Raw genomic sequence first — 21,393 nt, 5'->3', positions numbered from 1 at the left:
CGGACCGAGTTAACCGGACAGTTCATCGCGTCGGACTGTCCGGCCCGCCCGGACGGCGCTTCCCCCGGGCCGGCTGCGCCGTGTGCGTGCCGGCCCGCCCGTTCGGGCCGGTGCCCGCCTCGTCGCTTTTGGTGCAGTGCAGATTGCACATCCGTGACACGCGGGAGAACTATGTTCGTCGGATGCGGCGCAGCATCGGCCATGCGCGTCGGCGGCGCACCGCGAGTGCGCGCCGCATCGGCGATGCACCGTTGTGGTGCGAAACGTGGCGCGGGCGTGCCCGGCGCGGCGCAAAAACAGGGGGATATCGACGGGAGCGAACACGGCACGTTCCTTGCAAAGCATTGGTTACGCCGGTCCGGCATGCGCAATGCCGGGGAAAACGATCGATGGAGAAAAAATCGATGAAGCCATTCGACGAAATGCTGCAATCCGGCGACATGGTAAGGGCGCCTTACGCGCGCCTGAAGCAATGGCTCGACACGCAGAATCCCGCGAGCCTCGCCCAGAAGGCCCACGATGCGGAAGGCGTGTTCCGCAAGACGGGCATCACGTTCGCCGTCTACGGCGACGCGGAGGCCGCCGAGCGGCTGATTCCGTTCGACATCGTCCCACGCATCATCTCGGGGGCGGAGTGGAGCCGGCTGTCGCTCGGCATCGAGCAGCGCGTGATGGCGCTCAACGCGTTCCTCGACGACATCTACCACCGCCAGGAAATCGTGCGCGCCGGCATCGTGCCGAAGCACCTGATCGCGCACAACGACGCGTTCATCCCGGAGATGATCGACTTCCGGCCGCCCGGAAACGTTTACACGCACATCATCGGCGTCGACATCGTGCGCACCGGCGAGAACGAGTTCTACGTGCTGGAGGACAACGCGCGCACGCCGTCCGGCGTGTCGTACATGCTGGAAAACCGCGAAACGATGATGCAGCTCTTTCCGGAGCTGTTCCAGCAGGTGAAGGTGCGCCCGGTCGAAACCTATCCGCAGATGCTGCGCCAGTCGCTCGCGGCCGTGTGCCCGCCGGGCGGCAACACCGACAACCCGACCGTCGCGGTGCTCACGCCGGGCATCCACAATTCCGCGTACTACGAACATTCGTTCCTCGCCGACCAGATGGGCGTGCACCTCGTCGAGGGCAGCGACCTGCAGGTGATCGACGGCCGCGTCGCGATGCGCACGACCGAAGGCTTCCAGCCGATCGACGTACTGTATCGCCGCGTCGACGACGCGTTCCTCGATCCGCTCACGTTCCGCCCCGATTCGGTGCTCGGCGTGGCCGGCATCATGGACGTGTACCGCGCGGGCAACATCACGATCGCGAACGCGCCCGGCACCGGCATCGCCGACGACAAGGCGATCTACTCGTACATGCCGGAGATCGTCGAGTTCTACACGGGTCGCAAGGCGCTGCTGGAGAACGTGCCGACCTGGCGCTGCGGCGAGGCCGACAGCCTGAAATACGTGCTCGAGCATCTGGACGAACTGGTCGTGAAGGAAGTGCACGGCTCGGGCGGCTACGGGATGCTGGTCGGGCCGTGCGCGTCGAAGGCCGAACTCGACGCGTTTTCCGCGAAGCTGCGCGCCCGTCCCGCGAACTACATCGCGCAACCGACGCTCGCGTTGTCCACGACGCCGATCCTGACCGACGCGGGCCTCGCGCCGCGCCACGTCGACCTGCGGCCGTTCGTGCTGGTGTCGGACCGGATCCGCATCACGCCGGGCGGGCTCACGCGCGTCGCGCTGAAGGAGGGATCGCTCGTCGTCAACTCGAGCCAGGGCGGCGGCACCAAGGACACCTGGGTGCTGGCCGACTGAGCCGGACGCGACCGCGCGCGCCGGAGCCGGCGCGCGAACCGAACGAAGACGGAGTGGACACGAGATGCTTCTGGGACGTACTGCAAGCGGGCTCTACTGGATGTACCGCTATATCGAACGCGCGGAGAACATCGCGCGCATCGTCGATGCCGGGCTGCGGATGGCGCTCACGCGCACGGCCGACGCGCCGGCCGAATGGTCGTCGGTGCTCGTCAGCTCGGGCGCCGACGACGGCTATCGGCAGAAATACGACGCGTACGCGGCCGATACCGTGACCGACTACCTGCTGCGCGACCGCGACAACCCGTCGAGCGTGCTGTCGTGCATCGAGGCCGCGCGCTCGAACGCGCGGATGGTGCGCACGGCGCTCACGCGCGAGGCGTGGGAAAGCGTGAACGGCGCGTGGCTCGCGCTGCGCCGCGCGCTCGCGCAGCCGGTGCCTGAAAGCGAGCTGCCGGCCGTGCTCGACGAAGTGAAGCGCGAAACCGCGCTGATCCTCGGCAGCTTCTACAGCACGATGCTGCGCAACGAGATCTTCGATTTCGCGCAGATCGGCGCATTCATCGAGCGCGCCGACAACACCGCGCGGATCATCGACGTGAAGTACCACCTGCTGCTGCCGTCGGTGTCGCACGTGGGCACGATCCTCGACAACTACCAGTGGGAGACGATCCTGCGCTGCGTGGCCGCGCATCGTTCGTACCGCTGGGTGTACGACGTGCAGTACAAGCCGCTCAACATCGCGGACTACCTGATCCTGAACGGCCGCATGCCGCGTTCGCTGCGCTATTGCTACGGGCGCGTCGTGTCGAGCCTGAACCTGCTCGCGAAGGATTACGGCGTGACACACCCGTGTCACGACACGGCCACGAAGATCCTGCAACTGCTGTCCGATACCTCGGTCGAGCGGATCTTCAAGAGCGGCCTGCACGAATTCCTGACCGACTTCATCGGCCGCAACAACAGCCTCGGGCTCGAAATCGCCCAGGCTTACAACTTCGACTGAGGCTTGCCATGCGACTCGCCATTCGACACATTTCGCGTTATCGGTTCGACGATCAAGCCAGCCATGCGCTGCAACGGCTGCGGCTGCGCCCGCAATCCGGCCCCGGGCAGACGGTGCGCGCGTGGCAGGTCACGATCGACGGCGTCGAGCCGACGCTGTCGTATGCCGACGGGCTCGGCAACCGGATCGACCTCGTGCGCCACGATCGCGGCGCGAAGGACGAGATCGTGGTCGTGGCGGCCGGCGTCGTCGAGACGCAGGACCGCGCGGGCATTCTCGGCAATTCCGAAGGCTATGCGCCGCCGTGGATCTTCGAGCGCGAGACCGCGCTCACGAAGGCGGGCGACACCGTGCGCGCGCTCACGGACGCGCTGCCGATCGAGCCGCACGGTCTCGACGCACTGCACTGGCTGATGACGGAAGTGCACGGCCGCATCGCATACGCGCCGAACCTGGCGGCCGATGCGCCCGTCGATGCGGAAACCGCGCTGCAAAGCGGCGAGGGCACGAGCCGCGACCATGCGCACGCGTTCATCGCGGCCGCACGCGTGCTGAAGATCCCCGCGCGCTACATCTCGGGCTACGTGTTGGCCGACAGCGCGATGCAGCGCATCGCCGATTCGAAGCAGCATGCGGGCGACGTCGAGGAGGAGGCGGCGCTCGCGCTGCAGAGCGGCGACGGCATGCAGCAGGCGCTCGGCGCGTCGCATGCCGCGCAATCGCAATCGCAAGGGCAATCGCAGTCGCAGTCGCAATCCCAGGGGCAGCCGCAGGCGGCGCTCGGCGCGCAGCCGCAAGCCGCGTCGCTGACGCAGCAACCGGCCGGCCATGCATGGGCCGAGGCCTATGTCGAAGGGCTCGGCTGGGTCGGCTTCGACCCGTTCATGAACCGTTGCCCGGACGAACGCTACGTGCGCATCGCGGTCGGCCTCGACCATCGCGACGCGCAGCCGGTGACGGGGCTCGGTGCGACGGCCGTCGCCGTCGAGATCAGCGTCGTGCAGTCGCCGGAACTCGTCTGACCCGCGGCGCGCTTTCGCCGAAACAGCCATGCCGGGCCGCCGCGTCGCAAGCGACGCGGTGTGCGCGGCCGGCCCAACCCGACCCGAGCTCCCATGTCCATCCACGTCGCGCTGCATCACACCACCCGCTATCGCTACGACCGGCTCGTCAACCTCGGCCCGCAGGTCGTGCGGCTGCGGCCCGCGCCGCATTGCCGGACACCGATCCTCGCGTACTCGATGACGGTCGAGCCCGCGCAGCACTTCATCAACTGGCAGCAGGACCCGTTCTCGAACTATCTGGCGCGCCTCGTGTTTCCGGAGCGCACCGAGCACTTCGAGATCACCATCGATCTCGTCGCCGAGATGTCGGTGTACAACCCGTTCGACTTCTTCCTCGAAGCGAGCGCGGAGCAATATCCGTTCAGCTATGACGACGCGCTGAAGACCGAGCTCGCGCCGTATCTCGCGTGCGATCCGCAGACGAGCGCCGCGCCGCTGTTTCGCGCGTATCTCGACGGTGTGGACCGCACGCCGGCCGGCACCGTGAACTTCCTCGTCGCGCTGAACCAGCAGCTTCAGCGCGACATCGGCTATCTCGTGCGGATGGAGCCCGGCGTGCAGACGCCCGCGCAGACGCTCGAGCTCGCGTCCGGCTCGTGCCGCGACAGCGCGTGGCTGCTCGTGCAGCTGTGCCGCCATCTCGGCATCGCCGCGCGCTTCGTGTCGGGCTACCTGATCCAGCTCACGCCGGACGTCAAATCGCTCGACGGCCCGAGCGGCACGTCGGTCGATTTCACCGATCTGCACGCGTGGTGCGAGGTCTACCTGCCGGGCGCCGGCTGGATCGGCTTCGATCCGACGTCGGGCCTGCTCGCCGGGGAAGGGCATATTCCGCTCGCGTGTACGCCGCAGCCGACGAGCGCGGCACCCGTCGAAGGGCTGATCGACGAATGCGAGGTGTCGTTCGAGCACGAGATGAGCGTGACGCGCGTGTACGAATCGCCGCGCGTGACCAAGCCGTATACGGACTCGCAGTGGGATGCCGTGCTCGCGCTCGGCTCGCAGGTCGACGGCGCGCTGGCCGCCGGCGACGTGCGGCTCACGCAGGGCGGCGAACCGACCTTCGTGTCGATCGACGATCGCGACGGCGCCGAGTGGAACACCGATGCGCTCGGCCCGACCAAGCGCGGCTACGCGACCGAACTCGTGCAGCGGCTGCGCGCCGAATACGGCGACGGCGGCTTCCTGCATTTCGGGCAGGGCAAGTGGTACCCGGGCGAGCAACTACCGCGCTGGGCGCTGTCGATTTTCTGGCGCGCGGACGGCCAGCCCGTGTGGCAGGATCCTTCGCTGTTCGCCGACGAGCGCGAGCCGTCCTCGTACACCACCGACGACGCGAAGCGCTTCATCGATGCGCTCGCCGCGCGGCTGAACCTGACCGGCGAATTCATCCGGCCCGGCTATGAGGACGTGTGGTACTACCTGTGGCGCGAGCGCCGGCTGCCCGTCAACGTCGATCCGTTCGACGCGCGCCTCGACGACGAACTCGAGCGCGCGCGGCTGCGCAAGGTGTTCGAGCAGCAGCTCGACAGCGTGGTCGGCTACGTGCTGCCGGTGAAGCGGGTGGATGACACGCCGGGTCTCGACGGGCCGCGCTGGCAGACGGGGCCGTGGTTCTTCCGCGACGAGCGGATGTACCTCGTGCCGGGCGATTCGCCGATGGGCTATCGACTGCCGCTCGACTCGCTGCCGTGGACGGCCCGCGCCGACTATCCGTACCTCGTCGAGCGCGATCCGTTCGCACCGCGCGACGCACTGCCGGACGCCGCCGCCATGCGCGCCCGCTACGCGGGCCCGGCCGACGCGCCGCGCTATCTGGCCGGCGTGCATCGCGAAGCGTCCGCGCCGACCGTGATGCAGTGGCGCGACGACGGCACGGCCGCGAGCGCTCGTGCGGGCGCCGTGGACCCGCATCGCCGGCCCGAGCGTTTCGAATCGGCCGCGTGGATCACGCGCACCGCGCTGTGCGTCGAAGTGCGCAACGGCATCCTGTACCTGTTCATGCCGCCGCTCGCCGCGCTCGAGGATTATCTCGACCTGCTCGGCGCGATCGAGCTGACCGCGCACACGCTCGGCGTGAAACTCGTGCTCGAAGGCTATCCGCCGCCGCGCGACGCACGGCTGAAGCTGCTGCAGGTGACGCCCGATCCCGGCGTGATCGAGGTGAACATCCACCCGGCCGCGAGCTTCGACGAACTCGTCGACCACACCGAATTCCTGTATGACGCCGCGTGGCAGTCGCGGCTGTGCAGCGAGAAGTTCATGGTCGACGGGCGGCACGTCGGCACGGGCGGCGGCAACCACTTCGTGCTCGGCGGCGCGACGCCGGCCGACAGCCCGTTCCTGCGCCGCCCGGACCTGCTCGCGAGCCTGATCGCGTACTGGCACAACCATCCGTCGCTGTCGTACCTGTTCTCGGGGCTCTTCATCGGGCCGACGAGCCAGGCGCCGCGCGTCGACGAGGCGCGCAACGACCAGCTCTACGAGCTCGACATCGCGTTCGCGGAAATCCAGCGCAACAAGCTGCTGTTCGGGCAGGACATGCCGCCGTGGCTCGTCGATCGCGTGCTGCGCAACCTGCTGATCGACGTGACGGGCAACACGCACCGCAGCGAGTTCTGCATCGACAAGCTGTATTCGCCCGATTCGTCCACCGGCCGGCTCGGCCTGCTCGAACTGCGTGCGTTCGAGATGCCGCCGCATGCGCGGATGAGCATCGTGCAGCAACTGCTGCTGCGCGCGCTGGTCGCGCGCTTCTGGGCCGCGCCGTATACGACGCCGCTCACGCGCTGGGGTACCGCGCTGCACGACCGCTTCATGCTGCCGGAATTTCTTCGGATGGATTTCGACGACGTGCTGGCCGAGCTGCGCGACGCCGGCTTCGCGTTCGATCCGGCGTGGTTCGCGCCGCACTTCGAATTCCGTTTTCCGCTGTTCGGCCAGATCGCGGTGAACGGGATGCAGCTGTCGCTGCGCGGCGCGCTGGAACCGTGGCACGTGATGGGCGAGGAGGGCGCGCCCGGCGGCACGGTGCGCTACGTCGATTCGTCGGTCGAACGGCTCGAAGTGCGTGTGACGGGGCTGAACGACAACCGGCACGTCGTGACCGTCAACGGCCGCGCGCTGCCGCTGCAGCCGACCGGCACCGTCGGCGAATACGTCGCGGGCGTGCGCTACAAGGCATGGGCGCCGCCGTCGGCGCTGCATCCGACCATCGGCGTGCACGCGCCGCTCACGTTTGACATCGTCGATACGTGGCTGCAACGCTCGCTCGGCGGCTGCCGGTATCACGTCGCGCATCCGGGCGGGCGCAACTACGCGACGTTCCCGATCAATGCATACGAAGCCGAGAGCCGCCGGCTCGCGCGCTTCGTCGAGATCGGCCACACGCCGGGGCGGATGGAGGTCGCGGCCGCCGCGCCGAGCCGCGAATTTCCGTTCACGCTCGACTTGCGGCGGCCGTGATCGATCGATGACAGGGAGGACGACGATGCGCGGATCGCGACCTCCGGGCCCGCCGGTCGGTCGCGACGCCCCCGGAGTGCTAGGATGCGGGCAGATTGCGGTTCCGCGCTGCGGCTTGCCGCCCGACTGGCGGCGCGCGTGCGCGGCCGCACCCTGACGACGGAACGACATCGTGCCGCCCATTGACCTCGATCATCTCGCCGCCCTCGACGCGATGCCCACGCTTTTCGATACCGGCGCCCAGCCGGACGCCGCCGAACTGGCCGCCGCGCTCGCGGCGCCGGCCGCCGCCGGCCGTTACGACGAACTGCGCGGCAGCGCGGCCGGCCTGCACGCGCCCGCGCTTGCGCCCGCATGGCGCAGTTTCTTCACCTCGATCGGCAGCGACGGCGTGGCCGACCTCGACCGCCGCGCCGATGCATTGCACCGGCGCATGCGCGAGAACGGCCTGTTCTACCAGTTGCACGAGCAGCGCGCCGGCGACGGCGCGGTCGGCCCGTGGTCGCTCGACCTGCTGCCACTGATCGTCACACCGGAGGATTGGGTCGGGATCGAGCGCGGCGTGCTGCAGCGCGTGCGGCTGCTCAACGCGACGCTGGCCGACCTGTACGGGCCGCAGACGATCCTGCAACGCGGGCTGCTGCCGCCCGCGCTCGTCACCGGCCATCCCGGCTATCTGCGCGCGATGCGCGGCGCACGCGTGCCGGGCGATACGTGGCTGCACGTCGTCGCGTTCGATCTCGCGCGCGGCCCCGACGGCCAATGGCGGATCGTCGCGCAGCACACGCAGGGCGCGGCCGGGCTCGGCTACCTGCTCGAAAACCGGCTGATCGTGTCGCGGCTCTTTCCGCGCGGGTTTCGTGGGCTGCGCGTGCAGCGCCTCGCATCCGCGTATCGCGCGCTGCTGCAAAGCATGCAGTCGCTCAGCCCCGCCGCGAAGAATTCGCGGATCGTGCTGCTGACGCCGGGGCCGCACAGCGCGACCTATTTCGAGCATGCGTATCTCGCGCGCTATCTCGGTCTCACGCTCGTGGAAGGCGGCGACCTGACCGCGCGCGACAACCGCGTATTCCTGAAGACGCTCAGCGGGCTCGAGCCGGTGCATGGCATCCTGCGGCGAGTCGACGATGCCTGGCTCGATCCGCTCGAACTGCGGCCCGATTCGATGCTCGGCGTGCCGGGGCTGTTGCAGGCCGTGCGCGCGGGCAACGTGCTGCTCGCGAACGCGCCGGGCTCGGGTTTCCTCGAATCGCCGGCGATGCTCGGCTTCATGCCGCGTCTCGCGGAAGCGCTGCTCGGCGAAACGCTGACGCTGCCGGCCGTGCATTCGTGGTGGTGCGGCGAGGCGGCCGCGTGCGACGACGCGCTGCCGCAGCTCGCGCGCAGCATCGTCAAGGCATCCTATCCGCCCGACGTGCAGGAAGGCGGGGCGTTCGAACCGGTGATCGGCGCGCGGCTCACGCAGGCGCAACTGGCGGAATGGCGCGCGCGGATTCTCGCGCGGCCCGAACACTACACGGTGCAGGCCGACCTGCCGCTGTCGCAGGCGCCGACCTGGCCGCGGCCCGACGCGCCCGACGGCAACGGCAGCGCACGGATCGTGCCGAAGCCGCTGTTGCTGCGCGTGTTCGCGCTTGCGGACGGCGCGCGGCGCTGGCGGCTCCTGCCGGGCGGGCTGTCGCGGGTCGGCACGCGCGACGCGCTGTTCAACGCGCCGATGCCGCGCGGCGGCAGCACCGTCGATACGTGGGTGATGACCGAAGGCATCGTCGATTCGACGACGCTGCTGCAGACGCACCTCGGCCCCGACGATCTCGTCGAGCGGCCGCGCGCGATCGCGAGCCGCGCGGCCGAGAACCTGTTCTGGCTCGGCCGCTACACCGAGCGCGCGACCAACCTGATGCGCCTCGCGCGCGCCGCGCTCGAACGGCTGCGCGGCGAAGACGACGTCGACAGCCCCGCGCATCTGGAACTGATCGACACGCTGTGCCGCGACACCGGGCTGGTCGCGGCCGACGCGCCGCACGCCGTCGATGCGCCGCAGGCATTTCAGTACGCGCTGGCGACGTCGCTCACGCGCGGCGGGGATCGCACGTCGGGCATCGCGTCGTGCCTGTTCGGCATGCGCGGTGCGGCGGCCGCGATCCGCGAACGGCTGTCGAGCGATCAGTGGCGGCTGATCGACGACGCGACCCAACTGTTCGCGGACAGCGCAGGGCAGCCGGAAGCCGAGGAGCAGATCGGCAACGACGCGCTGCAGTTGCTGGAGCGCCTCGGGCTGCTGCTCGGCGCGATCACCGGCGCGCAGACCGACAACATGACGCGCGACGACGGCTGGCGATTGCTGTCGATCGGCCGACAGATCGACCGGCTCGACTTCCTGTGCAGCGTGCTGAAGTTCGCGTTCGACGAAGGGGCCGTGCATCGGCAGGACGGCTTCGAACTCGTGCTGGAACTGTTCGACAGCACGATCACGTTCCGTTCGCGGTTCCAGCGCGGCTTCGACGTCGCGCCGCTGCTGTCGCTCGTCGTGCTCGATACCGACAATCCGCGCTCGCTCGGCTGGGTCGTGCAGGCGCTGCGCGGCCGGCTGACGAAGGTCGAGCGCAGCGAAGGCTACGCGCTGTCCGAGCTGGCCGAGACGGTTCCGGACATACCCGCGTGGTCGCTCCACGAGCTGTGCGAGACCGCCGAAGGCGGTCGGCACGACAAGCTGCTCGCCGCGCTCGACACGACGGTGAAGGCGGTGTGGGAACTGTCGAATCGAATCGGCGAGCGCTATTTCAGCCACGTGCGCGAGGCGGGCAGGACGCTATGGTGACGACGAAAGGCGCACCGAGAACGCCATCTGGTGCCGGCAACACACGGCAGCAACCGGCCGCGGCTCCGGCCGCAACGGGTGCGCCGGCCGCCGTCGCGCCGGGGCGGTTGCTGCGCGTCACGCACGACACCGAATACCGTTACGCGGCGCGTGTCGAATCCGCGCAGCACCAGGCTCGCCTGCAACCGCTCGCGACGCCGCGCCAGCAGGTGCTGTCATTCTCGCTCGACATCGAGCCCGCGCCGGAATCGGTCTGCACCGAGATCGACGCGTTCGGCAACGCGCGCGCGTCGTTCGCACTGAACCAGCCGCACGACGCGCTGCTCGTGCGCAGCCGCAGCACGGTGCGCGTGACGCCGCCGATGTGGTCGCTTGGCGCCCGCGGCGAGCCGCCGCCGTCGATCGCGAATCCGGACGCCGCGCATGCCACCGCATGGGAGGCCGTGCGCGACCGCTTGCGGTTCCGCGCGGGGCAGCCTTACGACCCGGCGAGCGAGTTCGTGTTCGCGTCGCCGCACGTGGCGTGCGATCCCGAACTCGCCGCGTACGCGGTTGCCAGCTTCACACCGCAACGGCCGCTCGTGCAGGCGGCGTGGGACCTGATGCGGCGCGTGCATGCCGATTTCGCGTACACGCCGAACAGCACCGACATCACGACGTCGGCACTCGATGCGCTGCGGTTGCGCAAGGGCGTGTGCCAGGATTTCGCGCACGTGATGATCGGCGCGCTGCGCTCGCTCGGGCTGGCCGCGCGTTACGTCAGCGGCTACCTGCTCACGCAGCCGCCGCCCGGGCAGCCGCGGCTGATCGGCGCCGACGCGTCGCATGCGTGGGTCGACGTGTACGATCCGGCGTGGCCCGAGGATGGCGGCTGGCTGCAACTCGATCCGACCAACGATCGCGCGCCGGGCGACGACTACGTGATGCTGTCGGTCGGGCGCGACTATGCCGACGTGACGCCGCTGCGCGGCGTGATCCGCGGCGGCGGCGCGGATCAGGAGCTGAAGGTCGGCGTGACGGTCGAGCCGCTCGATGCGGCTTGACGGTACTGCCGGGCGGGGCTCGCACCCTTTAAGTCTTCGTTAATACTGCACGCCTAGCATGGTGGTGCTGGCGAACGGTCCGGACTCAGGTCCGGCGCGCCGGCGGCACGCGCGGGTGCGTCGACGTCACGGCGCCGCGCCGTCGCGCGTCGCCATTTCCATGCAACGGCGGCGGACATGATCAAGCACTTCGACTACACGCTCGGCAACGAGACGATCGAGCTTTGTGCGAGCTTCGGCGCGGGACCGGCGTTTCGGCGCGTGCTCGTGAGCCGCGCGGATTCGATGGAAACGCTCGTGGTGCTCGATGCGCGCGGGCTATCGGGCTTGCTGAAGGTGGCGACCGAGGAACCGGAAGGGCTGCTCGACGACGCGATCCGCAAGGTCGGCGACGAACAGCTCGTCGAACGGGCGATCAGCGGCCGGACGATCGTCGAAGCCGCGTTGTGACCGGCGGCGCGTAAGCGTGCCCGTAGGCACGGAGACACGCGCCGCATTCCGTCGATCACGCAGCGAACCGGTCCGTCGCCGCGACGAGCGCCTCCAGAATCCCCGGCTCGTTGTACGCATGCCCCGCGCCGGGCACGATCTCGAACGTCGCATCCGGCCACGCCTTCGACAACTCCCACGCGGTGCGGGCCGGGGTCGCGATGTCATAGCGGCCCTGCACGATCACGCCCGGAATGCCGGCGAGCCGATGCGCGTCGCGCAGCAACTGGCCTTCCTCGACGAAACCCTTGTTCACGAAGTAGTGGTTTTCGATCCGCGCGAACGCGAGCGCATAGTGGCCGTCCCCGAAATGCGCGGCGAGCGCGGGATCGGGCAGCAGCGTGATCGTCCGGCCTTCCCAGATGCTCCACGCGCGCGCGGCTTCGAGTTTCGCGGCTTCGTCGTCGCCGGTCAGCCGGCGATGGTAGGCGGCCATCAGATCGCCGCGCTCGGCTTCCGGAATCGGTGCGAGGAAGTCTTCCCAGTGATCGGGAAACAGCCACGACGCGCCTTCCTGGTAGTACCACAGCAGTTCCGCACGACGCATCGTGAAGATGCCGCGCACGATCAGCGCGCTCACGCGTTCGGGGTGGGTCTCCGCGTACGCGATCGCCAGCGCGCTGCCCCACGAGCCGCCGAACACCAGCCATTGTTCGGCGCCGACCATTTCGCGCAGGCGTTCGATATCGGCGACCAGATCCCACGTCGTGTTGTTCTCGAGGCTCGCATGCGGCGTCGAGCGCCCGCAGCCGCGCTGGTCGAACAGCAGGATGTCGTAGCGCTCGGGATCGAACAGGCGGCGGTGGTCCGGGTCGCAGCCGGCGCCGGGGCCGCCGTGCAGGAACACGGCGGGCTTGCCGGCCGGGTTGCCGCAGCGTTCCCAGTAGATGCGGTGGCCGTCGCCGGTGTCGAGATGGCCGTGGGCGTAGGGTTCGATCGGTGGGTACACAGACAGGCTCCGGTGAGGTCGACAGGAGGCGGACGAGGCGCGGGCCGATGTGCGGACGGGTACGGTCGAGCGGATGTTGCTGCGCCGCAAAATTCGTTGCGTAGGCATCGGACCGGCCGCCGCCGGACAAGGCTTGTCATTATGCCCATTCGTCGCGCAGGGCGTGGGCGCGCCGTGGCGCGGCGTCGCCTCGTCGGCGGCATGTGCCACGCGGATTTTTGAAGCAATTTCATTCCGATATTTTTCATACAAAATCCCGGCGACATGTCGGCGGGCCGGTCGGGCGCCGGCCGATTCCTGTTCCTTTACCGTGCCAACGGAAACCAGCCGATGAACCATCGCGTCACGCAGTTGACCGGGTTGCGCGCCGTCGCGGTCGCGATGGTCGTCGTCGGTCACGCAGAGCATGTGCTGCCCGGCGGCTATACGGGCTGGTACGCGCCGTTGCGGCTGATCGCCGACGGCCGGCTCGGCGTGCTGATCTTCTTCGTGCTGAGCGGTTTCCTGATCACCAATGTGCTGCGCGCCGAGTTCGCGCGCACGGGCAGCATCGCGCTGACGTCGTTCTACGTGCGCCGGGCGCTGCGGATCTGGCCGGCCTGCTACGTGTATCTCGCGGCCGTTGCGATCGTCGCGTTTACCGGCGGGGTCGACGTCGATCGTCGGCAGTGGCTCTATGCGGCGCTGCACCTGTGGAATTACTCGGCGTGGTTCGGGCTGACCGGCGACAACGCGCTGCACCCCGACGGCGCGTGGTATCTCGGCCATTTCTGGTCGCTCGCGCTCGAGGAGCAGTTCTACTGGTTCTGGCCGTTGCTGTTCGTGCTCGGCATCCGCCGCGCCGGCACGCGCTGGCTGGCCGCGCTGATCCTGGTCGTGCCGCTGGTGCGCACCGTCACGTATTTCGTTGCGCCGGCGCTGCGCGGGCAGCTCGGGATGATGCTGCACACGGGTGTCGATCCGATCCTGATCGGCTGCTATGCGTCGCTCAACCGCGAACGGCTCGAAGCGTGGATCGGCTCGTGGCGCGGCGAGGCGCACATCGTGACGGCGCTCGTCTTCGTCGTGCTGATCGGCATGCCGCTCGCCGAGCACCGGCTCGGCGGCTTCTGGAATGCGACGTACGGCGTGACGCTCGAAGCCGCGCTGATCGCGATCGTGATCGTCGTGCTGAATTTTCGCGGCGAGTTCTGGTGTGCGCGGTGGTTGCGTACGCGGCCGGTCGTGTTCGTGGGTACGATCTCGTTCAGTCTTTATCTGTGGCAGCAGCCGTTCGCGAACCCGCATCTGCCGGTCGCGCATGCGTTTCCGCTCGGCATCGTGTGGGCGCTGGCGGCCGCGACGGCCAGTTACTTTCTCGTCGAAAAACCGTTCCTGCGGCTGAAGGATCGCTATACGGCGCGCGAGGGGCGGCGTGTGCGGGATGACGCGTTGCGGATGCCGGCGCCGACCGAGGCGATCGGGGCGAAGGTGGTGGAGTAGGTGGGGTAGCGCCGCGATTCACTGCGGTCTTACTGGAAGCGCTTCATTGCGGCGGGCGAATACCAGAAGTTCCGGAACATGTCGATTCCATAGGACTTGCCGTCGTAGTGGACGACCGTGCGCACCGTGCGCTTGCCCGTATCCGAGTAATCACCGTTCTTGCGCTGCGTCGTCGTGATGTGCGCCGTGATCGACAGGTCGGCAAAGCCGTGGCTAGATGTTTTCTCGACGGCGATCGTCATACGGGCCTCTTCACTGCGCGCATCGCCGACGCCAGGGCCGCAGGCATCGCCTTCGACGCTGATCCATCCGTAGAGGTTGGTGCCGAACACCGGGCGGATTCGGTTGCCTTCGCGAATCCACAGCGTCAGTTCTTCGCTCGCATTCGCGTCGGGGCAACTTGGCCCGCGTGCGCTGCTGGTAAACACGACGCCGAACGCCCGTACGTCGGGCGACAGCCGGTAGGGCGCCGTGTCGATGCGGTAGCTGTTCTCGCCGATTTCCGTTGCCGCATCCTCTTCGACCACCGATCGATCGGCCGCCACGACCTTGCCGCCCTCGACGAGCGCGACGACCTGAAGCTTTTTGCTTTCATCGGGATGCTTGCTCTTCGGCAGCGAATCGAACGCGACGGCGGCGATCGTCGTTTCCGGCGCGTTCGGCATCGCCTTGCATGACGATGCGACGACGAGCCGGTCCGCGTCGCGCGTGGCGATGCGCGCGCTCGCGACACCGGCCCAGCGGGCGACGGCTGCGACGACTGCGTCGCTGCAAGACTGGCTGTCGGCAGCGTGAACGACGGGGGAGGCGACGAGCGTCAGCATTGGGGCGAAGCGCAAGATTCTCATTGTCGCGATCAAATGTGTCTTCATCGGTATTCGTGGGCGTTGCCTCCCGACCCACTTCCGTCGGTCGATTCCAACAGGATTGACGTTCGGCATTGACGGACCATCGGTCGTTCAGGATGGCGGGCATGCGTCGTTCGCGATCGAAGCGGGTGCACGGAGGTTACCGTCGACAGGTGCACGAGACGGCTTGCTTCGCGGCGCGAACACGGCGCTCGGCATTCGGCACACTCGTCGGCTCGCGGCACGACGCAGCACATGGTAATGAGGCATTCCGTCCCGGTCGATGTGCACGGCCGATACCGACGGACGGCGCTTTCATAGATCGACAACTGACGCGCCGTTCACCTTCCCGTCGACGATATCCTTGCCTTGCTGCCGGGCCGCCCGCCTCGCCACTCCAAAGTCGGAGAACGTGTGGGGCTGGTTCAGTCGGAAAACACGGCTTGAAGGCGCGCTTGCCATCGAGGCCGGGCGAGATATGCGCACGGCGATGTCATACCCTTCGGCGTAACGGGAATGCCTGTCAAAGCGATGGAACGTGCGGGAGAAGACAAGGGGATGAAGTTCGTACCCCTTATAGAGAAGAAACGGATAGGTTGGCATGTTGGTTGCTCCATAAGGGGAAGCCCACTATACACGGAACGGTTGGGGCGGGGTGACGCGGATGACGAGGCGCGCATCCGCACTCGTCGCGGCCAGCCGAAATAAAGTGGTTGCCTGTCCGGCGATACGCGTATGATGGTTTCATCCGAGCCGCATGCGTATCGATGGCTCCCCCTTCCAGCCTGGGCCGCACCCCTGGCTTGCGCACGGTATTTCCGTCTCTTCGACCCGCGGTGCCGTGCGGCATGCATCCGTCGGAACCGGCTCCCGTGCCGCCGTTCGAGCGAACCCTGGTGTTCTCGCTGGGCATCGATTCAAGATGCAAATATTAATCAAAGGCGGCGAACATGAGCTGGTACTGCGATGTGGAGCGCGAATTGGTACATATCAGGCGATCGATCGGGCTGCTTGAACAAGCCCAACACGCCTTCGTCAACAAATCGTCCGTAAGTGATCCTTCGTATTGGCGGATCAGGCTCAACAAACTCCGCAAGCAATCCAACCGAAACAGGATCCTCGAGCTCCAGGTGGACGAGCTTTTAGGGCGCATCGACGGAATTCAAGTTCCGCGCTGCGGCAAATAGGCCTCTGTTCCGCCACCGTTGTTATTCCGCGGCTGCACGCGTAACCGGGGGGGCAGCTCGAGCAAGCCGATTTCAAATTCAGGAGCAACATCATGATTGACGCCAGCCCAAGCAACACGTTTCGACATCTCCCGCTCTCGCCGGAGCAAGACGCGGAAATCCGGCATTACATAAAGAGGAAGGAGCAAAGGGGCGAGCAATGGGATACCCAGGAACTGGCAATGATGCTCGGCGACATGCTTGCGCCTCCGCCGGGCGACGACGAGAAGCCGGAGCCCACCGTTGAAGAAACGAGACTGGCATGCGAGTTTGCATTGGCATCGATCGACGAAGCCATGGGATCTGTTTCCGCCAGCGAAGAACGGCTCGCCGCGGTGGAGGCCGAGGAAATGAAACACCCCAGGGGATAGGGCATTGCCGACACCCATGCGTCACGTCCACGATTGTGAAGGACAAGAAAAAAGGCCCTTGCGGGCCTTTCGTGGACGAAGGTGAGGGCAGCGCTTACCGCGTCAACTGGGTAAAACCATCCAGCAACCGTTCGACATCGGCCGCCTGAATCGCCCCCATCGTCGAGATCCGGAACAGTTCCTTCGACAGCCCGCCTTGCCCGGCGTAGATCACGAAGCCGCGCGCCTTCAGCCCGTCGTGCAGGGTTTCGTACGTCACACCCTGCGGCAGCCTGTACGCACGCAAAACCACTGACGACTCGCCTTCCGGCAGCACCAGCGGCATCCCGCGTGCAACAAGCCCCGCCTGCGCCTGATCGGCAAGCGCCTTGTAATGCGCATGCCGAGCACGCCAGCCGCCGGCCTCATCGAACTCGCGCAGCGCCTCGACCAGCGCGTAATACGCATGCACGGACGGCGTAAACGGCGTATTCCGCTGATCCTGCAGCTTCGCAAGCCGCCCGAGATCGAGGTAGTACGTGCGGCTCGCGGCCTTCGCGAGCGCACTACGGCGCACGATCACGAACGCGGCACCCGGCACACCATGCAGGCACTTGTTCGCGGTCGCGGCAACCGCATCGATGTCGCCACCTGCAAAATCGATCGCTTCCGCGCCGAAGCTGCTGACGCCGTCCACGAGCATCTTCACGCCGCGCGCACGGCACACCTCGGCGATGGCGCCGAGGTCGTTCAGCCGGCCGGTCGTCGTTTCATGATGGATCACCGCGACATGCGAGTAGCGGCCCGCGTCGAGGCGAGCGCCAATCTGCGCGACATCCGGCGCCTGCATCCACTCGTGCTTCAGCACATCGTGCGCGATGCCGTACTGCGTGGCGATCTGCGTGATCCGCTCGCCGTACACGCCGTTCTCGATCACGAGCAGCTTGCCGTCCTGCGGCACGAGCGCGGCGATCATGCTTTCGACGGCGGCGGTGCCCGAACTGGTCATCAGCACGGCGGCCCATTCGGCCGGGTCGAGTTCATACGCGGCAACGAGCCGCGCGCGCGCTTCATCCTGCAAGTCGAAGAATTCGCCTTCGCGATGGCACAGGTCGGGTTGCAGCAGGCTGCGGCGCACGCGTTCGGAGAGCGTGACCGGGCCGGGGTTCAGCAGCAGCATCAATGGGCTCCTTCGACGTGGGCTTCGGTCTGCGCGGCGCCGATGTGCCGCATCAGACGGGTCTTGACCTCGACCGGCGTGACGGTCGGGCGCGGCAGGCCGTCGGGCACGCCGGTGCGGATCGCAATGCGCACGAACTGTGCACCGTCGCCCGTGGCAGCCAGCGCCGCATCGAGCACGTCAAGCGTATCGCCTTCGACCGCCGACGCATAACCGCACGAAGCGGCGACACCCGCGAACGACACATGCTGCGACACCGTCGCCTGGCCGCCCGTCGATTCGTGCGCGCCGTTGTCGAGCAGCACGTGCGTGAGGTTGGCCGGGCCGTAGGTGCCGAGCGTCGCGAACACGCCCATGCGCATCAGCGCGGCGCCATCGCCGTCGACGGCCACCACGCGCAGGTCGGGCCGTGCGAGCGCGAGGCCGAGCGCGAGCGGCGTCACGCAGCCCATCGAGCCGACCATGTAAAGCTGGTTCGGGCGATCGTCGAGCGCGTAGAGTTCGCGGCCGCAGAAACCGGTCGACGCGAGCACGACGGTCGAATCGACCGGCGTATGCGCGATCACGCGCTGCAGCGCGTCGTGACGGGTCGGCCATGCATCGGCCGACGCGGCGCGCGCCGACGATTGCGCGGCGACGTGCGCGCGCGGCGTCGCGGCCGGGTTCGCCTTCAGTTCATACGGCGCGACGCTGCCTTTCTGCATCACGAGCGCGTACGGGCGGCCCGTCGCGTCCATGTGCGCGATCGCGCGGTCGAGTGCCGGGCCGACCTGTTCCGGGTCGGTCGGGAACGTCTCCCACGGAATCTCCATCGTGTCGAGCATCGCGGGCGTGATCGGGCCCATCAGCGCGTGCTGCGGCTCGTCGGCCACGCCCGGCTGGCCGCGCCACGTGACGATCAGCAACTGCGGCAGGCGGAACGTCCAGGTGAGCGACGTGAGCGGGCTCACCGCGTTGCCGAGCCCCGAGTTCTGCATCATCGCGATCCCGCGCTTGCCGCCGAGCGTCGCGCCGGCGATCAGTGCGACCGCGTCGCCTTCGTTCGCGGCCGACACGTAATGCAGCGTCGGGTCCTGCAACACGTAATTGATGAACGGCGTCAGGTACGAGCAGGGCACGCCCGCGTACCAGTCGAAACCGCGTTCGCGCGCGGCCTCGACGAACTGGGCCGCTTCGATCATTGCGCGCCCCCGTTGGCGGTGCCCGGCTCGGACAGCGGCGTCTGGCCGTGTGCGAAATCGCCCGCGCGGCGGAAGTCTTCGAGGTCGTTGACGCCGCGCCAGTGGCCGTGCACGTACTGCACTTCGATCTTCTCGCCGGCGGCGATCAGTTCGTTCAGCAGCGACGGGATGTCGAGCGTGTCGAAATCAGGACGCGCCTGCAGCGTCGCGAGCATCGCCTTCAGGCGCTCGACGCCGGCGCCGCGCACGTTCAGCAGGCCGATCCAGCGGCCGTGCGGCGTGCCCGCGGCGACGTCGCTCGACACGCGCTGCAGGTAGGTCTTCTGACCGAACAGGCCGCGATCGTCGGCCGCCGAGCAGAGGGCGAAGTCGCGCACGCTCTGGTTGGTCTCGGTGAGCGACGAATCGACCACCACGCTGAACTCGGCCTCGCTCTCCGCGAGGTCGCGCACGATGTAGCTGCGGAACAGCAGGTCGCCGTACGAGATCACGGTGTCGCCGGTCAGGCGGTCGGCCGCGCAGGCGAGCGATGCGAGCTCGCCCGTCTGCGCATGGCGCTCGTTGACGACGAGCTTGATGCCCGACGTGTCGATCGCATCGGCGCGATAGCCGCCGACCACGGTGATGTCGTTCACGCCGTGCGTCTTGAAGCCGTCGACGAGCCAGCGCAGCAGCGGCTTGCCGGCGACCGGCAGCATGACCTTGGGTTTATCTTCGGTGACGGCTTCGAGGCCCTTGCCGCGGCTCGCGGCGAGCACGATCGCCGCATTCGACGCGCGCGACGACGAAGACAGGTAGATACGCTCGGCAGCCGAGTACTCGTCGGCGTCCTGCAGGCGGAAGATCTCGTTGACCGATGCGACGCGGTCCTCGACGTTGATCAGCGTTTGGCTCTCGTGGATCTCGCGCGCGGTCGCCTGCATCGCGGATGCCGACGCCCGGATCAGGTGGTTCGCCCAGATCACGGTGCTGATGCCGGCCTGGCGGAACACGTCGGTCGGCGTGCTGTAGTACTTGGTCGGCACGATCACGAGCGGCGCCTTGCCGCTCCATTCGCGTGCGAACTGCAGGATTTCGTCGGGACGCGACAGCTTGCTGTGGATCAGGATCGCGTCGGCGCCGGCTTCCGCGTACGCGTTCGCGCGGCGCAGCGCCTCGTCCATCCCCCAGCCCGCGATCAGCGCTTCGACGCGCGCGACGATCGAGAAGTCGGGGTCGGTCTGCGAATCCTTGCCGGCCTTGATCTTGCCGCAGAATTCGTCGATCTCGGCGAGCGGCTGGCGTTCGCCGCCGATGAAGCTGTTGGTCTTCGGAAACTGCTTGTCCTCGATGCACACGCCGGCGATGCCGCGCTGCTCGAGCTTCTTCACGAGGCGGCGCACGTTGTTGAAGTTGCCGTAGCCGGTGTCGCCGTCGAGCAGGATCGGCAGGTCGCTCGCGTCGGCCATGAATTCGAGCACGTCGACGACCTGCGTCCAGCTCGCTTCGTTGTTGTCGCGCACGCCGAACTGCGCGGAGATCGCGAGGCCCGAGGCCCAGATGCCCTTGAAGCCGGCCTCGCGGACGATCCGCGCGGACAGGCCGTTGTGCGCTTCCATCAGGAATTCGAGATCGCTGCTGACGAGCATGCGGCGCAGGCGCGCGCTGCGCGATTCGGTGAAGTTGGGTTCGCGTGCGTTCATCGTGCGGCTCCGGCGGTAGTGCGTTGAATCAGGGGAAGAATGTCTTGCGTCGCGCGTGCGACGTCGTTCGGGAAATCGATCTCGATCCACGGCGAGCCGGTGACGTCGGCGACGTCGAACGAATGGCCGCCTTCGAGCAGCAGGTCGCGCACGGCTTCCTCGTGCGGCATGTTCGCGCGGCCGCTGTCGACGTAGCCCGCGACGATCGTCGCGAGGCGGCGCGCGGTGCCTTCGGTGAAGCGGAAGAAGCCGACGGATTCGCCGATCGTGTCGTAGTCGAGGTCGACCGCGAGCTGCTTGCGCAGCTCGACCGGCACGCCGTTCTTCAGGCACAGCTTGACGGGTTCGTCGCCGGCTTCGAAGTCGCGGTCGATCAGCAGGCGGTCGACCGCGCGGTCGGAATCGGCCACTAGCGCATGCAGGATGTTCTCGTCGTACAGCACGTCCGCGTCCATCAGCAGCACGTCGCCGCCGCGCGTCATCGCCTCGGCGACGGTATGCACGGTCAGCACGCTGCCGAGGTCGTAGCGGTCGTTGATCACGATCTCGGCGGTGCGGCCGAGGCGCTTCAGTTCCTGCTCGACCTTCTCGTGCTGAAAGCCGAGCCCGAGCACGATCTCGTCGACGCCCGCGGCGTCGAGCACGCGCAGATGGCGCTCGAGCAGCGACACGTCGTCGAAGCGCAGCAGGCACTTCGGAAACTGCGCTTCGGGCGGTTGTTGCAGGCGCAAGCCGAGGCCTGCCGCAAGAATGATGGCTCGCATGGGTTCTCCAACCAAAAAGCCGG

General features: G+C 67.8%; 17 protein-coding genes. 10 read left to right on the top strand and 7 right to left on the bottom strand.

Translation table 11 applies throughout. From position 1 onward, the window contains the following. Positions 1-404: 404 nt before the first annotated feature. From LGN10_RS06695 to LGN10_RS06665, 7 genes are all read left to right on the top strand, one after another. A complete protein-coding gene (locus tag LGN10_RS06695; RefSeq protein ID WP_059582390.1) occupies positions 405-1,820 on the top strand; it encodes a circularly permuted type 2 ATP-grasp protein in 1,416 nt (471 codons plus the stop codon). Positions 1,821-1,884: 64 nt separating this feature from the next. Beyond that, the gene (locus tag LGN10_RS06690; RefSeq protein WP_059582387.1) at positions 1,885-2,826 is read left to right on the top strand and encodes an alpha-E domain-containing protein; all 942 of its coding nucleotides are present in this window, start codon (positions 1,885-1,887) and stop codon (positions 2,824-2,826) included. Positions 2,827-2,834: 8 nt separating this feature from the next. After that, the gene (locus tag LGN10_RS06685) at positions 2,835-3,848 is read left to right on the top strand and encodes a transglutaminase family protein (protein WP_226222417.1); all 1,014 of its coding nucleotides are present in this window, start codon (positions 2,835-2,837) and stop codon (positions 3,846-3,848) included. Positions 3,849-3,941: 93 nt separating this feature from the next. Continuing rightward, the gene (locus tag LGN10_RS06680) at positions 3,942-7,355 is read left to right on the top strand and encodes a DUF2126 domain-containing protein (RefSeq protein WP_226222415.1); all 3,414 of its coding nucleotides are present in this window, start codon (positions 3,942-3,944) and stop codon (positions 7,353-7,355) included. A 214-nt stretch (positions 7,356-7,569) separates the two neighbouring features. Next, complete coding sequence (locus LGN10_RS06675) at positions 7,570-10,176, top strand: circularly permuted type 2 ATP-grasp protein (RefSeq protein WP_104012890.1); 2,607 nt, start codon at positions 7,570-7,572, stop codon at positions 10,174-10,176. Continuing rightward, on the top strand, positions 10,170-11,219 hold the full coding sequence (locus tag LGN10_RS06670; protein ID WP_226222408.1) for a transglutaminase family protein: 1,050 nt from the start codon (positions 10,170-10,172) through the stop codon (positions 11,217-11,219). The genes LGN10_RS06675 and LGN10_RS06670 overlap by 7 nt, the downstream gene beginning before the upstream one ends. Before the next feature lie 177 nt (positions 11,220-11,396). Then, positions 11,397-11,669 (top strand): hypothetical protein, encoded by a 273-nt coding sequence (locus tag LGN10_RS06665; RefSeq protein WP_059582375.1) that lies wholly within the window; start codon positions 11,397-11,399, stop codon positions 11,667-11,669. A 55-nt stretch (positions 11,670-11,724) separates the two neighbouring features. Here LGN10_RS06665 and pip read toward each other — a convergent pair whose 3' ends face one another. Continuing rightward, positions 11,725-12,657, bottom strand: coding sequence for a prolyl aminopeptidase (gene pip, locus LGN10_RS06660; RefSeq protein ID WP_226222406.1), 933 nt, complete (start codon positions 12,655-12,657; stop codon positions 11,725-11,727). A gap of 330 nt (positions 12,658-12,987) precedes the next feature. Here pip and LGN10_RS06655 point away from each other — a divergent pair, with 330 nt between their 5' ends. Next, positions 12,988-14,139 carry an acyltransferase family protein gene (locus tag LGN10_RS06655; protein ID WP_226222404.1) on the top strand — a complete coding sequence of 384 codons (1,152 nt, stop codon included), beginning with the start codon at positions 12,988-12,990 and terminating at the stop codon, positions 14,137-14,139. Between the two features lie 29 nt (positions 14,140-14,168). Here the strand turns inward: LGN10_RS06655 and LGN10_RS06650 are convergent, their stop codons facing one another. Both LGN10_RS06650 and LGN10_RS06645 read right to left on the bottom strand, forming a co-directional pair. Continuing rightward, a complete protein-coding gene (locus tag LGN10_RS06650) occupies positions 14,169-14,987 on the bottom strand; it encodes a hypothetical protein (RefSeq protein WP_060311114.1) in 819 nt (272 codons plus the stop codon). 315 nt (positions 14,988-15,302) lie between these two features. Next, positions 15,303-15,590 (bottom strand): hypothetical protein, encoded by a 288-nt coding sequence (locus tag LGN10_RS06645; protein WP_099317333.1) that lies wholly within the window; start codon positions 15,588-15,590, stop codon positions 15,303-15,305. Positions 15,591-15,937: 347 nt separating this feature from the next. Here LGN10_RS06645 and LGN10_RS06640 point away from each other — a divergent pair, with 347 nt between their 5' ends. Both LGN10_RS06640 and LGN10_RS06635 read left to right on the top strand, forming a co-directional pair. Next, positions 15,938-16,174 carry a hypothetical protein gene (locus tag LGN10_RS06640; protein WP_059582368.1) on the top strand — a complete coding sequence of 79 codons (237 nt, stop codon included), beginning with the start codon at positions 15,938-15,940 and terminating at the stop codon, positions 16,172-16,174. A gap of 92 nt (positions 16,175-16,266) precedes the next feature. Continuing rightward, entirely contained in the window at positions 16,267-16,584 is a 318-nt protein-coding gene (locus tag LGN10_RS06635; RefSeq protein WP_059582365.1) for a hypothetical protein, read from the top strand. Positions 16,585-16,678: 94 nt separating this feature from the next. On the opposite strand, the gene LGN10_RS06630 is transcribed toward LGN10_RS06635, so the two are convergent. From LGN10_RS06630 to LGN10_RS06615, 4 genes are read right to left on the bottom strand one after another with little or no spacing between them, the layout of a single operon-like run. After that, positions 16,679-17,743, bottom strand: a complete 1,065-nt coding sequence (locus tag LGN10_RS06630) for a 2-aminoethylphosphonate aminotransferase (protein WP_226222402.1) — start codon at positions 17,741-17,743, stop codon at positions 16,679-16,681. Next, positions 17,743-18,924, bottom strand: a complete 1,182-nt coding sequence (gene aepY / locus LGN10_RS06625; RefSeq protein ID WP_059582360.1) for a phosphonopyruvate decarboxylase — start codon at positions 18,922-18,924, stop codon at positions 17,743-17,745. The genes LGN10_RS06630 and aepY overlap by 1 nt, the downstream gene beginning before the upstream one ends. After that, complete coding sequence (gene aepX / locus LGN10_RS06620; RefSeq protein ID WP_226222400.1) at positions 18,921-20,606, bottom strand: phosphoenolpyruvate mutase; 1,686 nt, start codon at positions 20,604-20,606, stop codon at positions 18,921-18,923. The genes aepY and aepX overlap by 4 nt, the downstream gene beginning before the upstream one ends. Next, positions 20,603-21,370 carry an NTP transferase domain-containing protein gene (locus LGN10_RS06615; RefSeq protein ID WP_059582354.1) on the bottom strand — a complete coding sequence of 256 codons (768 nt, stop codon included), beginning with the start codon at positions 21,368-21,370 and terminating at the stop codon, positions 20,603-20,605. Before LGN10_RS06615 ends, aepX begins: the two co-directional genes overlap by 4 nt. Positions 21,371-21,393: the final 23 nt, after the last annotated feature.

Source organism: Burkholderia sp. AU32262 (assembly GCF_020419985.1).
Taxonomy (GTDB): Bacteria; Pseudomonadota; Gammaproteobacteria; order Burkholderiales; family Burkholderiaceae; genus Burkholderia; species Burkholderia semiarida.
This window is presented reverse-complemented; position numbering and strand designations above follow the sequence as displayed.

Coding starts and splice junctions, on each gene's coding strand:
- LGN10_RS06695 (WP_059582390.1), top strand. CDS start 405: ATGAAGCCATTCGACGAAATGCTGCAATCCGGCGACATGGTAAGGGCG.
- LGN10_RS06690 (WP_059582387.1), top strand. CDS start 1,885: ATGCTTCTGGGACGTACTGCAAGCGGGCTCTACTGGATGTACCGCTAT.
- LGN10_RS06685 (WP_226222417.1), top strand. CDS start 2,835: ATGCGACTCGCCATTCGACACATTTCGCGTTATCGGTTCGACGATCAA.
- LGN10_RS06680 (WP_226222415.1), top strand. CDS start 3,942: ATGTCCATCCACGTCGCGCTGCATCACACCACCCGCTATCGCTACGAC.
- LGN10_RS06675 (WP_104012890.1), top strand. CDS start 7,570: ATGCCCACGCTTTTCGATACCGGCGCCCAGCCGGACGCCGCCGAACTG.
- LGN10_RS06670 (WP_226222408.1), top strand. CDS start 10,170: ATGGTGACGACGAAAGGCGCACCGAGAACGCCATCTGGTGCCGGCAAC.
- LGN10_RS06665 (WP_059582375.1), top strand. CDS start 11,397: ATGATCAAGCACTTCGACTACACGCTCGGCAACGAGACGATCGAGCTT.
- LGN10_RS06655 (WP_226222404.1), top strand. CDS start 12,988: ATGAACCATCGCGTCACGCAGTTGACCGGGTTGCGCGCCGTCGCGGTC.
- LGN10_RS06650 (WP_060311114.1), bottom strand. CDS start 14,987: ATGAGAATCTTGCGCTTCGCCCCAATGCTGACGCTCGTCGCCTCCCCC.
- LGN10_RS06645 (WP_099317333.1), bottom strand. CDS start 15,590: ATGCCAACCTATCCGTTTCTTCTCTATAAGGGGTACGAACTTCATCCC.
- LGN10_RS06640 (WP_059582368.1), top strand. CDS start 15,938: ATGAGCTGGTACTGCGATGTGGAGCGCGAATTGGTACATATCAGGCGA.
- LGN10_RS06635 (WP_059582365.1), top strand. CDS start 16,267: ATGATTGACGCCAGCCCAAGCAACACGTTTCGACATCTCCCGCTCTCG.
- LGN10_RS06630 (WP_226222402.1), bottom strand. CDS start 17,743: ATGCTGCTGCTGAACCCCGGCCCGGTCACGCTCTCCGAACGCGTGCGC.
- aepY (WP_059582360.1), bottom strand. CDS start 18,924: ATGATCGAAGCGGCCCAGTTCGTCGAGGCCGCGCGCGAACGCGGTTTC.
- aepX (WP_226222400.1), bottom strand. CDS start 20,606: ATGAACGCACGCGAACCCAACTTCACCGAATCGCGCAGCGCGCGCCTG.
- LGN10_RS06615 (WP_059582354.1), bottom strand. CDS start 21,370: ATGCGAGCCATCATTCTTGCGGCAGGCCTCGGCTTGCGCCTGCAACAA.